This is a genomic window from Azohydromonas lata (assembly GCF_034427735.1).
Taxonomy (GTDB): Bacteria; Pseudomonadota; Gammaproteobacteria; order Burkholderiales; family Burkholderiaceae_C; genus Azohydromonas; species Azohydromonas lata.
The window spans coordinates 20,120-36,067 of sequence record NZ_JAXOJX010000065.1 but is presented as its reverse complement, the minus strand read 5'-3'; the positions used below and the strand labels follow the sequence as shown (position 1 = coordinate 36,067).

The following is a 15,948-nucleotide window of genomic DNA, read 5'->3' as shown; positions in this document are numbered from 1 at the left end:
CCGCGGCGCTGCGCCGCGCTGCGCGAGCTGGCCGACCTGCAGCTCAACGCCTTCGGCGATGCGCGCGCCGCCGCGCTGACGCTGGACGAGGCCGCGCGCGGGCAGCCGGCGCTGGCGCTGCAGGCCGCGCTGGCCGCGCTGGTGGCCGACCTGTACGAGGGCACGCGCCGCGGCGTGGACATCGCCGCCGGCTTTGCCGCGCTGGCCGGCCAACTGGGCGTGCCGCGCGAGGGCGAGGGCCCCGCGCGCGCGCCGCGGCCGCCCGGGGCACGGCCCCGCATCGGCCTGATCTCGGCGCAGTTCTGCGCCTCGCCCGTGGGCTTCCTGACCCTGGGCGCGCTGCGCGCGCTCGCGCGCGAGGCCGACCTGATCTTCTTCGACCGCGGCGCCAAGGCCGATTGGGCGCGCACCGAGTTCCTGGCCCTGGCGCACCGCTGGGTGAGTTGCCGCGCGCTGGACGCCGCCACGCTGCGCCGGCTGCTGCTGGCGGCGGACCTGGACGCCCTCATCGACCTGGGCGGCTGGACCGACCCCGAGGCGCTGGCCGCCGTCGCCTCGCGCCCGGCGCGGCGCCAGCTCAAGTGGGTGGGCGGCCAGTCGCTGAGCACGGGGCTGCGCTGCTTCGACGGCTTCATTGCCGACGCCCGCCAGGTGCCCCCGGCGGCGGCCGGCCTCTACAGCGAGCCCGTGCTGCACGCGCGCCACGGCTACGTCACCTACACCGCGCCGCCCTACGCGCCGGCCCTGGCGCGCGCCGCCGCCCAGCTGCCCGCGCCCGCCGCGCGGCCGGCCGCGGGCGTGTACGCCCTGGTCTCCAACCCCGCCAAGATCAGCACCCACACCGCCCGCGCGCTGGAAAAGCTCAAACCCCGGCGCCTGGTGCTGGTGGACCAGCGCTGGCGCCACGAAGGCACGCGGCAGGCCGCGCGCCGGCGCCTGGGCGCGCTGATGGACGTGGCCGAGTTCGTGACGCCCGGCAACCACCCCGACTACCTGCAGGCCCTGGCCGCGCTGGACGCCAGCTTCGTGGACACCGCGCCCTACGCCATGGGCCTGACCGCCATAGAGCTGCGGCTGCTGGGCAAGGCCCTGCACTGCGTGCCGCGCAGCCCCACGGCGCTGATGTGCGAGCGCCACGGCGTGGCGCACCTGGGGGCGCGGCGCTTTGACCACCACGCCGAGCTGGGCGCGCAACTGCTGGCCTGGAGCCTGGGATGAGCGCCGAAGTGCCGGGGCTGCACTGGAGCAGCGCCAGCGCCCTGCGCGCCGTGGCCGAAGGCGGCTGCGTGCTGGACGCGCCCGTGGTGGCCGTGCTGCCCTGGGTGCGGCGCGAGGCGGCACAGCGCGCGGCGCGGCTGATGATCGCCCGCGCCGGCGTGGCGCTGCAGGTGCTGGCCGTGCAGGACGACGCGGGGCTGGGCCCCGTGGCGATCTGGAACCTGGCGCTGCGGCGCACGTGCGGCGCCTTTTTCCTCTACGTGGCCGAGGACGCCTTTGCCGGCCGGCTGTGGCTGCGCTTTGCGCTGCAGGCGCTGCAGGCCAAGCCCCAGGCGGGGCTGGTGGCCTTCAACGACGGCAAGTGGTTCGGCCAGCTCGCCGGCTTCGGGCTGGTGCGGCGCTCGTGGCTGCAGCCGCTGTACGGGGGTGACCTGTTCTTTCCCGGCTATGCCCGGCACTACGGCGACACCGAGCTGACCCTCATCGCCCGCCAGCAGGACGCCCTGGCCTACCACCCGCATGCCGTGCTGGTGGAGGTGGACGACGAGAAGGACGGCAAGCCGGTGGACGAGGCCGACCGCGCCTTGTTCAGGCAGCGCGCCGCCCAGGGGTTCAATGGGCGGGTGGTGGACAAGGGGTTGCTGGCGAGCTTTGGGTAAGGGCTCAGGCGTCGTGCAACGTGTGGCTGGCGTGAACCGCCCGGTCGATTTCGTGCAGTTTCTCTCAAGCTGCATAACAAGCTACGAATTCATAACAAACACTGAGATAATCGAATAAAAATATAAAATACGCAGCAACTGGGCACAAAGCCGGCTCCAGTCCAAAGTCATCAAAATATATGCAGAGTGACAACATGTTGAACGAAAAATCAAGCTTGGAATCCGCTATTCAGCAGGCTGAAGAAAAAATGCAATTGCGCTCTTTTATAGAAGCGATCAACTGCTGGCGCCACATTATTGAAACATATGATCAATTTCCTATAGGCGTTCGAGTGCGTCTTGCATCAGCTTATCTTGACTCTGGATATGCAGACAAGGCCAGTGCCGAAGTCGAATACTGCCTTCAACTTGCGCCGGATTTTGATAAAGCATTGGAGCTGCAGAGAAGGATAAATATAAAAAAGAGGTTGTCTCACGAGATAATTTTGACTGAGGCCAATGAGACAAAAGTTACTCTTTATATTGAGAGCAAGCTGAGGCCTATTCCCTATGAAGCCATTGCCGCTTTTTCATTAAGAGGCTGGGTTTCCATCAAAGAAGGCGAAACAGCATATCTATTGCTGGAAATAACCAAAAAATCCATTACGCGACTGGCATTCAATGAAGTACGCCATGACGTGGTTGCAGCTTTGTCTGGAAATGATTATTCCAGACACTTGCCGCTCTGCGGATTCAACTATACCGTTAACATTTCCGATATTGCCAACATTGGTGTAGAAATAGACGGCCAAGCGCATTGGGTATGCCAGCCACGACTTGATGAAATGTTGCAAATTCTGCGCGGCAACGACAACTGGTTGTTTCTGGAAAATGATACGAATCGGAGCGTAGACCAATATACAGGGAGGTTTTTGCTGGATGAGCAAGCGCTCACCAAATACGAAACTTTCGTAAACGGACTCAAAGAGTTGCAGCAAACGCAGCCAATGTGCTACCTGGTATCGCCAAACAAGGAAAGTGTTTTTCCTGCGCATTATCCCTACGCAAGGGGTGGTGTGACCATATTGGATCAAGTCATGGCGACCTGCGGATTGGGTAATGAAGAATATTTCATCTATCCTAAAGACGAATTGTTCAAGGCGCAAAATTCCTATTGCCGCACCGATACGCATTGGACTTATGGTGGGGCATATACTGCCTTCGCCAGATGCCTGAGCAAATTCGATGTGTCAGTGAACCACAAAAATCTCTTCAAATTCAAGACAACATTGTTTGAAGGTGATCTGGGTTCTAAACTGGAAAAACTAGAATACGACACTTATACGGTCGCAACGCCAGCAGGCAAGGCACCGGAAATTATTTTTAAAAGCGGCACGCCAAGAAATCACGGAAGAATCATCATTTACGGGAACAGCGATGCACCGGTAAAAGGCACATTGGCCATTTTTGGGAGCAGCTTCTCGTATTACTTTTTGGAAATGTTTGCCACGGTTTTCTCCAGAGTGTTTTTCATGTACAGCCCGGCGTCGCCTGTGATGGAAATACTAGACGAGGAAAAGCCGGATTTCGTCATTTTGGAAACGCCGGAACGTTTTCTAGTTCATCCGCCCCGCATCATTGAAAATCTTTCCGCCTCTCCGTTGAGCGATATTATTGAGTCGCTCACGCCTTTCGAGCGGGATCAAATCAGAAGCGGCATTGAATCTGAAAAAGAAAAGGATAATATTGCCTACAGATTCATGAAGGAAAAACTATCTACGTTGGCGTCGGCTTGATGGCCAGTTTCTTGACCACGGCAGTGCAATAGAGGCGGGGTACCAGCCCCGCTACTGATGCTCAGTTGGTTACCTGCACAGCTTCTGGTTTTTTTGCAGAGGCGCCCAGGAAAGCCTTGAAGCGATGCTTCAATAGTTTGTTCATTCTTTCTCCAATCACAGTCGGAGAAAAGACATCACGAACCTGCTGGGGTAACTGCAACGCCCATTCGCTTCCCGCGGCGTCGCGGGCGGCCTGCATCTGGCGAGCCGCATGCCCAATATCCGCATCTGCCCACCATGCGCTATCTTCCATCTGTATGAAAGGATATTCGCCTTCCTGCAGCAGGCGCTTATTCCATTTCACCGGATAACCTGTGTGCCGTGTCAGGAAATCAGCATTTCCCGAGAAACCGGTGCCTACCACCGGTTTCCCGAGCAGCATGGCTTCTGCCAATGTTCGGCCGAAGCCTTCTGATCTGTGCAGTGAAATATAGGCGTCGCAGGCTTTGATGAGGCCAAGCACCTTGGTTCGATCAAGAGTCTTTTCCAACAGGACAATTCGATTGTCCTGCAAGCAGCGACGCACAAACTCCTTCCAGCGCTCGTCTCCAGGCCGAGTATTCATGGTTTTCATAACCAGGCCCACGGAATCGTCATCAGGAAATGCACGCTGGAACGCATCGAGCACGGCCCAGGGATTCTTTCTTTCCAGGTAAGAATTGAAGTCGAAAATATAGAGAAACAAAAATCGCTTTGCCGGAAGTCCAAGCGAGCGTCTTGATACGGGTTTGATCCTGTTTACGCAGGCTGGTAGGCGTACAAGCGTCACTGGCTTGTCCGTGGCGGCGGAATACATGGTTTGGGTGAACCGGCTTGCAGCCCAAATCTCATCCACGACAGTAAATGCAGGCGTCCAACGCTTAGGCCATACCGGCAATTCCCAAGGCCACCAACCGATGTTGTAACGGCCTGCAAACAATGCGGGGCCTAATTCGGCAAATACACGCAGGGTATCAAAACCAGTCAGGCAGAACAGGTTAATGGTGTAGGGAAGGTCTTTAGCATCCTGGACGACATGCGGCGCCAGAAGTTGATCAGCTTGTCGCAGTTGAGGGCCGGGGTTAACATTGAATACTTTGAACGGAATATCTGCCGACTTGCAAGCCTGAGCCGCCATGCGCAAATCTTCTCCAATACCAAGTTCACCAAATGCAAATCCAATCAAATTGACACCATAAGGGGCTGCTGGACAACGCTGAGCCATTACTGCGCCCTTGTTACGGATTTGGGATTGCTTTGCCTGCGGCTCCACCAGCCCGCGGAGCTTAAATTGATCCATCCCTTGCCGTTTAAACCACTGTAGGAAGCTTGCCCTGCCTTGGTTCGCTTCAATATCAAAAACTTTCCTGACAGGTTCGCTGGAGCGCCAGAGCAGCACCATGAGCCACGATGGCGAAGAATACTGTTCTGCCGGGAATGCGCTTGAGTTCAATGCTGCGCGGGTTTCCGAGTCGACGAAGCTTGAAAGATCAAATTCTTCGACGGCGTGAAGATAGAACCAGGATATAGCGTCCCAATAGCCCAACGGATCGCCCAGGTCAAATGCTGCTTGCAGGTTGGGCCTATGAAGGTAAAGACACAGGAGCACAAGATTCATGCCGAGTCCGCCCCGGTGCTCCCAACCTGGCAGCGGCATGAACAGTGTCCGGCACAGGGCGGGTGGCAAATCCAGTGACAAGGAGGGATACTCTTTGCGCCCCGAAATTATCCACCAGATTGCAATACGCTGTTCTTCAGATACATTTTCAGGAACCCGAAGATTCTGCAAAATATCTTTGCGAAGAAGTCTGATGATTTCCAATGCATCAATGCCTTGCAAAGCATCGCAAGGAATCCGTATTTTTGATGTCTGGGTCGTATTGTTTTTGATCCCGCTTGCAGCATTTTTCCTCATTGCGGCTTTCTCAATGGAGTGGCCTCATCAGAGTTGTCTTCGCCCGGATGGATAATATGCATTTCACCATTGACCAGCACGTGAGACAAGAGAATGGCATCCGGAATGTTGGCCTCGATGGAAAATGATTGCATGCAGCCTTCTATGAAAATAGGATTCAGCATACGGAGAATGAACCGGCGCTCATTTTCAAGCATGAAGGTATAAGCTTGGCAACGATTAACAATAACTTCCACGCGAAGTGATCTATCCCGCCACTCAGGCAGGCGCAAACCAACGAGTTGTATGGATTCCACTGACTCGGTGCATTCAAGCAGCAAGCAGGCCAGAGGCCCCATCGAAACCCCATGACCTGTGGCAGTGGGCATAAATCCCAACGTTCTCAATCGCACACGCTGGGCATTGCTTGTAACTACATCATTCGGGGTATCAAATATGTTGTGCCAACGCGCTTCTTCTCGCCGCAAGGCTGCCTCCACCGCTAAAAGAGCGTAGGCGCAAGCAGGCAAAACAGTGCGAATTTGTGGTTCATGCGCTCGAGCTGCTTTAGGCGCGGATGGGCATGCGAGTAGCGGCTGGGTGAACTGGGAGCGGAGGATAGCCTGCTTAAAAAAGGGTCGCCATTTTTTCTGGAGCAGTCTGCTGTTTTTTTCACACTGCAGTCCGTTACCACCGCGTGTGGCACTTACGTGGTGTTTTATGCGGCTGTCATAGGCGATGTAGATTTTCTTCCCAGCAAGGCGAAGGCGTATGCAAAGATCGACGTCCTCTCCACCATTGACGAAATTTTCGTCGAAGCCGCCAATTTCATTGAAAAGCTTACGGGGCACGACGCAGCACGCACCCGTTACCGCGAAAGCTTCAGCAAATCTACGGCCGTCGTTGGGCAACAATTGGATGTGGCTGAGTTTCGCGTTTGGCAGCACCGCAATGCCTGCGTGATCAATACTGTCATCGTCCACTCGAAACTGAACGTTGCCGACCAAGCCCGCATCGAGCGTAGGATTTTCCAGGATGGCGAGCATGGGCTCCAGCCATCCTGGCTGCAATATCAGGTCATTGTTGAGCAGCGCCAGGAATTCACCACTGGAATGGGCAATACCGGCATGGTTAGAGCGTGCGAATCCCAGGTTTGCATCGTTGAGTATGACTTTCACCGTGGGATGGCGAAGCGATGCCAACCATTCCCTGCTGCCGTCCGAAGAAGCGTCATCTACGAAAATCAATTCAAACGACAGGTTTTCCGGAACGGAGGCCAATAGCGAATCGTACATCAACTTTGTCTTTGCCAAATGGTTGAACATCGGCACGACAAAACTTACCATGGGCATGCGCTGCACATTCTTAAAATTTCAAGATTTGCTTCGCGACCTACTTGGTCCAGCAAAGCGCGGAGTGCAGAGCTATATCATCAGAAAACCAACAGGCAACCTTGTCGATTAGAGGATGGTTGTTGAACAAATCGGTTAGCTGAAACCGTGACGTCTGGTAATTGGTCCGATTGACGTGCGGTAGTATGCCCAAGCCAAAACCGCGAAACAGGCAAAAATTCCTGAAGTCTTCGGCAATATATTCGTGCCGCAAAGCCACGAAGTTGGGGCGCTTGAGTTGTTTGAGCGCGCTGCCGCAGGTATTAACTTCGCCAATGTACCCGCACTGCTCATTTCGAGTCGACACATTGGAAAAATAAAAACGTTCACCAAATTCACTCAAGGAGCGGATATCGTTGTAGTCGTCATAGGACTCACAGATATAGTTGGCCATAGAAACGAAGCGCCGCATGGGTTCCCGGACAACAAAAAAAACGGAGGAAAAACTGTCCGCCCAAGGCCCCAAAGAGTTGGATGGCAGGTGTCCCGAGATGAACGTGTAGCGCTCTATAATGTTTTGAGTGTGCTCGTAAAAATCTCGCCTGCACTGCTCGGTAATTGAACAACCGAAAACATTGTCAACACCCAGCAGTGAGATGAAATACTCGTCAACTGAGGTGCCTGAATTTTTCGGAATATGTGAGAAAAAAATCTTCTTCTTGCTCATGATTCGTGCCACCAGTCTGAATACTTCAGTTTTGAACAACTTGACTCAGAAGCTCTTTCCATGAATTATTGAATTTCTCCACAGAATAGTCACGCGCACGCAGATGCGCGCTTTTCTGGATTTTTTGAAATTCTTCATTGGACGCCGCAGCCAATTGGATCAGGGCATCACCGAATTCTTCCAGCGTATCGACGAGCTTGCCGTCAATGCCGTCCCTGATAATTTCGTTAGGACCATTGCATTCCTGGAATGCCACTACAGGGGTACCATTTGCAAGTGCTTCAACCACAACGATGCCAAAACCTTCGAAGCTGGCCGGGTGTGCAAGTACTTTGGCTCGGCTGTAAACTGCCTCCATATTTCGGCATACGCCCATGATTTGAATGAGGTCGGACACCCCGGCTGCTTTGATCTTTTGTAGCAATTCGCATTCCAAGCTGCCATGCCCATATATTTCGACGCGGAAACCTAAACCTCGGATCACGTCCTGCCTGATGGCAACCCCGTCAATTAAACGGTCGAAACGTTTCTGAGGTTCAAGCCGGCCCACAGCAACAATCAAGTTTTCTTTTTGTTTGGCCGGCAATGTATGCGGCACGTGTACACCATTGGAGATAACGGCGACCTTTGATTGCAGTTGAGACGGCAGAGAATCCTTGAACCGGTTCAGCAGCAAATGGATGTAATCCACCTTTTCAAAGCACGCAACTCGCGCATCATGCGACCACCATTGCTCTTCTATTTTCCATGGATCGTTGTGCTCGGATGCGATCACTGGAACGCCGGTGTGGCGGGCCGCCTCCACCACGGGATCAAAGAGCCACTCGGACAGCATAGGCACAAAAACATCTATATCGGAGTTGAGCAACTCTCGCCTGAGTTTTTGAACGGAAACTTCCGTGTCGGCTTCGTGAAATATCGGAACGACGCGCACGCTTTCATATAAAGGATAAACAGGCTCCGCACGTTCGTGAGTGCGGCAATAGATGGTGACGCGCCATCCCTTAGAGACAAGATGGTTCGACAATTGTGCTGCCAGTCGTTCAATGCCGCCCGTGGAAAAGGTCATTCCATGCACATAAAAACCGACATGCTTTGAGTCACGTAACAGGGTTGCTTTACTCAAAATGGCATTCTTGTCGAATATATCCGACAACTGCTTGCCTTCGTGTTTAAACTTGAAGCGATCCCATTCGTGAAATATTGCATCGAGCATCCTTTTGAGCAGGCGCGGCGTGACGCTAAAGTTTTCCACGACGTATTCTGCAACGATTTGGCGCTCGGCAAAATAAGTTTCTGTGCCTTCCACCTTATGAACCTGAGAGGCGGAGTGGCGGCGGAAGTAGTTTTTTGTGCTTACGTCGTAAGCAATCTTGCCTTGCGTAAGACAGCCAAGATAAATTCGCCAGTCGCCGCACATTTTGAATTGATCGGCGGCTGGCAACTGCGGCTCCAACGCTGATTTCCGAATGAGAAGCCCACTGCCATTGACTAGGGTGCAAACTGCACCAAACTGTTCTACTACTTCAGTGAACCCGTCTTTGACGTAGCTGCGCTCGAATTTTTCGGGCGCAGCCATTTCAAAATAGCCATTCAGAGCACCAACCTTGACTTCGCCCTTCTCATCAATGATTTCGGTCTTGGCGGCAGCTATGTTGACCAATGGATCGTCAAAGTACGGAAGCAGGGTCTCGATGAAGCTGTGCTCGCAACTGTCATCGCCCTCCGCGATCCAGACAACATCCGCAGAAGCCAGCTGCACACCCTTTTTCCATTGCTTGAATGGTGAGCCGGAGTTCTTGGAATTCTCTACCAAGCGCACCCGCTCGCTTTTTTGGAACGGTTTCATGGCCGCCAGCGTATGGTCCGTGGAGCAATCGTCCAGCAATATAACTTCGACGTCCTTGATGGATTGGTTGAAAATAGATAGTAGACGCTCGGCCACGTAACGCTCGTGGTTGTAAAACGGCACAATGATGGATAGCGCAGGCCGATAGCCGGCATGACGTATCAGTGCATCAAATATTTTTAGATTTTGGCGTGTCGCGGTGTAACCGTCGAACAGTCTATTCTTCGCAGTTTGGCCCATTTGTTGGACCAGTTCGGGTCTATCCAGAAATTTGAGAAGTGCGACGGCAGCGCCAGCGTAGTCTATATCTCTGACGGTGATACCAGCATCCTTGCGGACAAACTCCGTGATACCGGTGGCCTTTTCGAAGCACACGGACGGCACGCCATGTTGGGCCGCTTCGAGGACGACCAACGGAAAAGGGTCTTCGCGCGAGGAAAGGAAAAACACGTCCGCCGCGGCCAACAGCTTGTTGGCATTAGGCTGGTTTCCAGCAAATTTGATGAATTTCTTCTCTTCCGGTGTGAGCGAAGCCTCTAGTTCCGCGCGGTCCGGCCCGTCACCCAACCATACGAATTCAACGCTGCGCTGTGTCTTTGTCATCAGCAGTCGGGCAGTGTCTACGAATATATCGACGCCTTTGCGCCAGTACATCGTGCCGCAGGCCGCCACGACAAAGGAGTCGGTCGAGAGCCCTAGAAACTTGCGAGCATCACGGCGCAACAGATTGGAGCTGGCCTTGCGCTCCACGACAGGATTGATGAAAGCCGAAACGGTGCATACGGTATTTTTTGGAATACCATATTTTCCGATCAAGGTGGCAGTGGAGGAAGGCGATGCGGAAATCCACGCTCGCGTATGCCCAAGCAAGGTCTGCATTCGGCTTTCGAATTGCGCCAGCACTTTTTCCATTTCGTGGATATGAACCACGATGGGCGCCTGCAATTTCACGCCATACTGCTTGAGCATGCTGGGAAATATGCCGGTGACGACTGTATTCAGGTAGGCGAACTCAAAATCATCGCTTAGAAATTCAACGAGAGCCTTGGGATTGTCAATATTCTCGCCGGCAAGCGAATACACGTCGCAGTATTTTGCATACTGGTTGACCACGGGCCCCACGTCTAGCAATAAAAGCTTTATGCGTCGCGTGGTGTGGTTGAAGAACCACTTAATGACTTCAAGCAGGACTATTTCAGAGCCGGCCTGTATGCCGTCATGCCCAACGAACAACAGTGGTTTAAGTGCGGAGGAACGTTTCACGTCCTCAATAGGCGAATGTCCGACACGTCCTTCATGGAATCCAGATTCTATAAAGTGGCGGAAAGGCGATATGCCGGCGCGGCGCACGTCCGCGTGTATACGCAGGTAGAAATGAGGGTCGAAATGGCAGTTTGGTCGACGCCCTTCGCTTTCCCCGGACGCAAAATAGTGAGATTCCGGATCTACACCGGCCTGCATCACGTCAAGGTTGTGGCGCAGGTAAAAAGCCCGATCAAATGCCGTCGCCTCGGTAACATCAATGGATGTAATGGAGGAAGTTGCTGCAGCGAGTTTGTTCCGTGTTGCCATATGGCGCCCAGCACGCCGCCCGTCCATGGGCCGCGTTCCGTTTGCATAGTGCAGCCGCTTCTTGGCCAAATGCAGGTTGAATTCAACCGTCTTAGCCATTTTCACATTTTTGGAAATGCACTCCTCATACAGTGCAATTGCAATCTGGTAATTGCCTTGCTGCATCGCCCGGTTTGCTCTTGCGAGGATGCCGCTATCCTGATTGCTCATGGTGTACTTCCCATCGTCCCGGCGGACTACACACTGGTCCGTCGAGATATCAATTTTTTGTTAGAACGTGGCAGGCCTTGCCTGCGCGTTACCACGACGCTTTCAGAATTTCTGTTTTGGCGTCGTGATCGTATAAATTCAATTATTCCCGTTTTCAAGCGGCGGGTGCCGTCGAAGTTCGGCGTTTTGTCTTGCTGACAGGTTTGATTTCCGGCGCTGGGGTAGCCGGTTCGAGCTTGGCGAGTGATGCCGTGGCTGAAGATTTGCTTTTCTTGGTTGCACTGGCTTTGTAAGCCTTAGGCGCTGGCACCGCGATGGGAGCTTCCGTTGGGGCCGTGTCCTGGGGTTTGTCTGCCTCTGTCGTCGTGGCACGCTGAGGCAATAACGGGTTCGATTGAATGGTCAGCGCACGAACCATTTGTACGGCCATGTTCTGCCACAATTCAGGCTCGCGTTTGAACTGAATTCCGTTGCCGGTCATGCTGGAAATAATACGCGGAACGGCACGAAGCAAAGCTTTGATCAATTGCTGGTCATGCTGGCTCAGCGATTTCCAAACGCCGATGTCAAACTGATTGGGCAGTAAAAAGCGCAATTCCAGTTTCAGACCAAAATCGTCATTGGACTCGGCGTACCATTTTTCAAGTGCAGTACTGGTTGACTGAGGGAATTCAAGCTTAGGCTTCGAGCCAAAATTGCCACCGTGCACATCGGCGCAACCCAGCCGGAATTCAAGATCGCCGTGATGATGCCCATGAATCTCGGTGTTCTTGAGTACGAACCAAAGGTGTTCGTAGTCCGGATTCACCTGCTCGCGTTTTAAAACGACTTCGTCATAGCGCAAGGGAACGACAATGCGACGCGCCGCTTCCTGCAGCCCCTTCAGTGCCGCAGCCAACGGAGCTTCACCTTCGTTGAGTTGCGGCAGTAGCAACGCAGGAACTCTCCAAACCAATTGCGCGTCGCTCGTGCTGAGTTCTTCTATGGTCGCCGCACGGGTGCGAATCACGTCCTTGTCGCCGCGAGGCAGTATCAAGACCTCGTCGCTTTGTTCTCCCAAGCCGGGCCAGCGCAAAAGTGCTCCGGAATTGGCCGCTTCCTTGGAAAATACGACGCCGGCCATTCCACCTTCCACAACGGTAGAAAAATCCAATTGGTTGATAATTCGCGCACCGATGGTGAGGCCATATACGCGCCACATCAGCCGCTGGTCGGGCCCCGAGCCGGCTTGCAGCCGATCGATGCGCTCGAAATCACTGTATAAGGGATTTCGCTTGAGCATGCGCTGCCACCGCGCATTGGCTAACAGGAGCTGGTTTTGTGCGTCCTGATTCTGGCGCAGACATTCATCCAGCGCTTCCTGTACCTGATGCAATTGTGAAAGCAGTAGGTCATTTTCCTGCACGACGTCACGGATGCGCGCACTCGCATCGCTTTGGCGCTGGGTATCCACTTCCCGCTGTGACAATAAAATATTTCGCGCCTGTATTTCTTCCGCTAGACGACTGGCATTTTCTTCTTGGGATTGGCGCAAAGCATCAATAATGGCATCGTGCGTTTCTCGTTGCTCTGCAAGATCCCTGCTGGCCGAATCCAGCGCGGCGACAGTGGCCTCAAGCTTTTCCTTCAGTGAGGCATTTTCCTGTTGTGCTTCATGAAGCTGCGATTGCAGTGCGTCGTCGTGCAGCGTCTGCTCGGCCAAGTTTTCGGGGGCGTGAAAGCTTCCGCTTTGCAGGCTTCTGTATTCGTCCAGCAAGCGGTGTAGCAGGTTGACCTCCTGGGAGTCCTTGTGCGTCCCCTGCTCCTCTAGCTTTTCCATGCAGAGGCTGAGGTGCTCCTTCAACTGCTGTGTTGCCGGGTGGTTATCAATGAAATGGCCGGCAATGAAATTACCCAGAACAGATATCAACCGTCCTGATTCAACGATATCGGATAATGGCGCGCATGCTGGGTCCAGCTTAAGTCTCCAGCGTTGCGCGCAGTGCTTGAGCAGGCTTGCCGGCTGCCGTGTGCAAGACTCGGCCCACACCATCAAGGATCTTGAAGGCTGTCGCTGGTGAAATTCAAGCATGGCCGTGTGCAGGTCATGCCATTCACTCAGTTTTGCCTCGATATCGTCTCTTGAGGCGTCAACTGCCAATTGCTCAAGAATAGCCTGCTCAGGAGATTGGCAAATCAGCAAGAAACGGACGGACGAATCGAAACCAGCCCAATAGTCGAGCAGCGCCGCACTTTGGCTTTCAGCCCAGCCCCATTGCGGCTCGCCCATGTTCGCCAGGAAAAGGTCACCAGCTACTTGCTCCCATAAGCGTCCAATGGAAGGGTTGGTACCGTTGTTCCAACGGCTCAGCTGGTCGCTGCCCAGTACTTGTTTGTGCCAGGCGGCAAAGTCGATTGAAGTTTGCCGCTGCACGGCTTTGGCCGGAGCCATGCCAGCATGGAGCAGCAGGCTTTCTACAGCTTTGAGCTCAGGCGTTTGAGCCCCCGTAATACATAAAGCTGTCATGTCAATTTATCCAATAATTGCAAAAATGCCTGAAGATCGTCAATCCAGCAGTACTTCAGACAAAATGGTGGATCTGTTGATTCAGGCGGTGTTTCGCTCAGGACCGGAATATTCAGGCTCAAGTCCGAGCTTGCTGCCCAGGAATTGCTTTGCCTCCGGCATGTAAACCGTCAATGTGTGCTTTAGGCCGTTCTGAAGCATGGTTTGCGGTAGTTCGATTTCAAACAAATATCCTCCATCGCCGATGCCGCGACGCCTCAAGCTCTCGCAGTATTTGTCTGCCCGCCCTCGCGCAACGACTTTTCCGGCCTCAAGAATTTCTATTTCGAAACTCCGTTCCTGCTGGTCCGGACACCAAGCCCACCCACAAATCAGCGAGCCTTTGACAGAAAGTATTTCGCCTTCAATTTTCGGTGCGTTGGTATCCGAAATAGCCGTCGCCCGGAAATCCACCGGAGAAGCTCTGCGTTTGGCCGCCCGTTCGAGTAGAGGCGTGAGCAGTTTTCCAAAGTTTCGGCTCAATTGCTCCAACTCGGGCTGGCTGCTTGCTTCATGATGACGGCACGCGGTGTGGAAAGTAGCTTTTCGTCCGCTGTCCGCTGTAATAGCAAGGCTCAGTTGAGGCTGCGTGGGGAAATAGCCGTGCAGATGGATGGCGTGCACGTGTGCACCTGCGTCCATCTCCACAGATTGGCTATCGAAGTCCAGGGGCTTGGCATGGGGCAACGGATAGGGCCTGTACAGGCCCACGGATGCCAGCTTGGCAAAGCGTTGGGCGGCAACGAACAGCACCAACGTTCCCTGCGTGAGCACGATGGCGTGCAGCACGCGCAGATCTCGCGGCATTGCGGGCAGCTTGGAGGCGGTTTGGTCCATTGCAGGATTGAGGTGACACCAGGCCTCAGAGCGCCGCCGGCTGTGTTCGCGTCAGCAGCGTGAGCCGCAACCACGCTTCAGACTGGGACACCAGGGAGTTCACCAGCGCCACCTCCGCATCCGCCTGCGCCTGGTAGCTGCTGATGACGTCGATGTTGGTCTTCACGCCGCCCTGGTAGCTCTTGATGTTGGCCTCCACCGACTGGCGCGCGATTTCCACGGCCTGCCGGCGGATCTGCACCTCGTCACCGTAGGAGCGGATGGCGCTGAGCAGCCGCGTGGCTTCGTTGGCCTGCGTGTCCTGGGCAAAGCGCAGGCTGTCCTGCGCCTTGGCGAGGTCGGCTGCGGCGCGCTGGTAGTCGTAGTAGGGGCTGCTGCCCAGCGGTGCCGTCAGCGTCACGGCCACGCGCGAGGTGTTGGTCTGGGTGTAGCCCGGCACCTGCGTGCTCGCCAGTTGCGCCGCCACCTGCGGCATGTACTGCGCCGGCACCCGCTTGGCCGCGATCTCGGCCAGCCGCACGTTGAGCCTGGCCACCCGCGACTGCGGCGAGTCGTCGCGCACCTGGGCCACCACGGCGTCCGCCTCGCGCGGGTCTGCCCAAGCCGGCACGTCCACCTGCAGCGCCGCCACGTTGGCGCGCAGCCCGGTCAGCAGCGTGTAGCTGCGCTCGGCCGCCTGCAGCGCGTTGCGCAGGTTCACGCGGTTGGCCTGCGCGGCGGCCACGCGCACCTGGAAGTCGCTCACCTCCGTCACGGTGCCCTGGCCCAGCTCGCGCATGCGGGTGGCGCGGCGCAACTGCTCCTCCAGCCCTTCGATCTGCACGCCCAGGGCGCGTATTTGCTCGCGGTTGCGCACGATGTCGGCCATCGCGGCAAATACCCGCAGCGTCATTTCATTTTCGGCCTGCGCCTCTTCGGCATCAGCCAGCGCGGCCAGCGGGTCGCTTTGCTGCAGCGTGAGATACCGGTCGTAACTCAATATCGGCTGCTGCAGCGCAATGGTGCGGCTGTTGCGCCCGCCGTAATTCGGGTCGGCCGAGTTGTAATTGACCGAGGCCACCGGATAAAACGCCCCGGCCGACTGGCGCGAGGTCGCGCGGCGGCTCTGCGCCGCGGCCAGCGCAGCGCTGAACTGCGCATCGGCGCGCCGCGCAGCCTGTACCGACTCGGCAAAGGTCTGCGCTTGGGCCACGCTCACCACGCCGGCGGCGAGAAACAGAACGGAGATTTGAAGCGAACGCTTCAAGACGTTGTTTGTCATCTGCAAGGCAAACCCGTCCGGGATATTGACGGCCGGCCCGGTACTACGG

The 15,948-nt window shown here is 55.5% G+C and carries 10 protein-coding genes; 3 read left to right on the top strand and 7 right to left on the bottom strand.

Features of this window, described 5'->3' with window-relative positions:
• The 3 genes from SM757_RS27470 to SM757_RS27460 all read left to right on the top strand — a co-directional run.
• Positions 1–1,218: tetratricopeptide repeat protein (locus SM757_RS27470; RefSeq protein WP_322467823.1), on the top strand; the 1,218-nt coding region annotated here is incomplete at its 5' end.
• Positions 1,215–1,877 carry a glycosyltransferase family protein gene (locus tag SM757_RS27465; protein ID WP_322467822.1) on the top strand — a complete coding sequence of 221 codons (663 nt, stop codon included), beginning with the start codon at positions 1,215–1,217 and terminating at the stop codon, positions 1,875–1,877. The genes SM757_RS27470 and SM757_RS27465, both read left to right, overlap by 4 nt.
• A gap of 194 nt (positions 1,878–2,071) precedes the next feature.
• Positions 2,072–3,652 carry a hypothetical protein gene (locus tag SM757_RS27460; protein WP_322467821.1) on the top strand — a complete coding sequence of 527 codons (1,581 nt, stop codon included), beginning with the start codon at positions 2,072–2,074 and terminating at the stop codon, positions 3,650–3,652.
• Between the two features lie 61 nt (positions 3,653–3,713).
• On the opposite strand, the gene SM757_RS27455 is transcribed toward SM757_RS27460, so the two are convergent.
• The 7 genes from SM757_RS27455 to SM757_RS27425 all read right to left on the bottom strand — a co-directional run bounded on the left by SM757_RS27455 (position 3,714) and on the right by SM757_RS27425 (position 15,884).
• On the bottom strand, positions 3,714–5,588 hold the full coding sequence (locus SM757_RS27455; protein ID WP_322467820.1) for a glycosyltransferase: 1,875 nt from the start codon (positions 5,586–5,588) through the stop codon (positions 3,714–3,716).
• Positions 5,585–6,919, bottom strand: a complete 1,335-nt coding sequence (locus tag SM757_RS27450; RefSeq protein ID WP_322467819.1) for a glycosyltransferase family 2 protein — start codon at positions 6,917–6,919, stop codon at positions 5,585–5,587. The genes SM757_RS27455 and SM757_RS27450 overlap by 4 nt, the downstream gene beginning before the upstream one ends.
• Before the next feature lie 40 nt (positions 6,920–6,959).
• A complete protein-coding gene (locus tag SM757_RS27445; protein WP_322467818.1) occupies positions 6,960–7,625 on the bottom strand; it encodes a sulfotransferase family 2 domain-containing protein in 666 nt (221 codons plus the stop codon).
• 25 nt (positions 7,626–7,650) lie between these two features.
• The gene (locus SM757_RS27440; protein WP_322467817.1) at positions 7,651–11,256 is read right to left on the bottom strand and encodes a glycosyltransferase; all 3,606 of its coding nucleotides are present in this window, start codon (positions 11,254–11,256) and stop codon (positions 7,651–7,653) included.
• A 154-nt stretch (positions 11,257–11,410) separates the two neighbouring features.
• The gene (locus SM757_RS27435; RefSeq protein WP_322467816.1) at positions 11,411–13,762 is read right to left on the bottom strand and encodes a hypothetical protein; all 2,352 of its coding nucleotides are present in this window, start codon (positions 13,760–13,762) and stop codon (positions 11,411–11,413) included.
• An 81-nt stretch (positions 13,763–13,843) separates the two neighbouring features.
• A complete protein-coding gene (locus SM757_RS27430) occupies positions 13,844–14,638 on the bottom strand; it encodes a hypothetical protein (RefSeq protein ID WP_322467815.1) in 795 nt (264 codons plus the stop codon).
• A gap of 25 nt (positions 14,639–14,663) precedes the next feature.
• Positions 14,664–15,884 carry a TolC family protein gene (locus tag SM757_RS27425; RefSeq protein WP_322467814.1) on the bottom strand — a complete coding sequence of 407 codons (1,221 nt, stop codon included), beginning with the start codon at positions 15,882–15,884 and terminating at the stop codon, positions 14,664–14,666.
• Between the last annotated feature and the right edge of the window lie 64 nt (positions 15,885–15,948).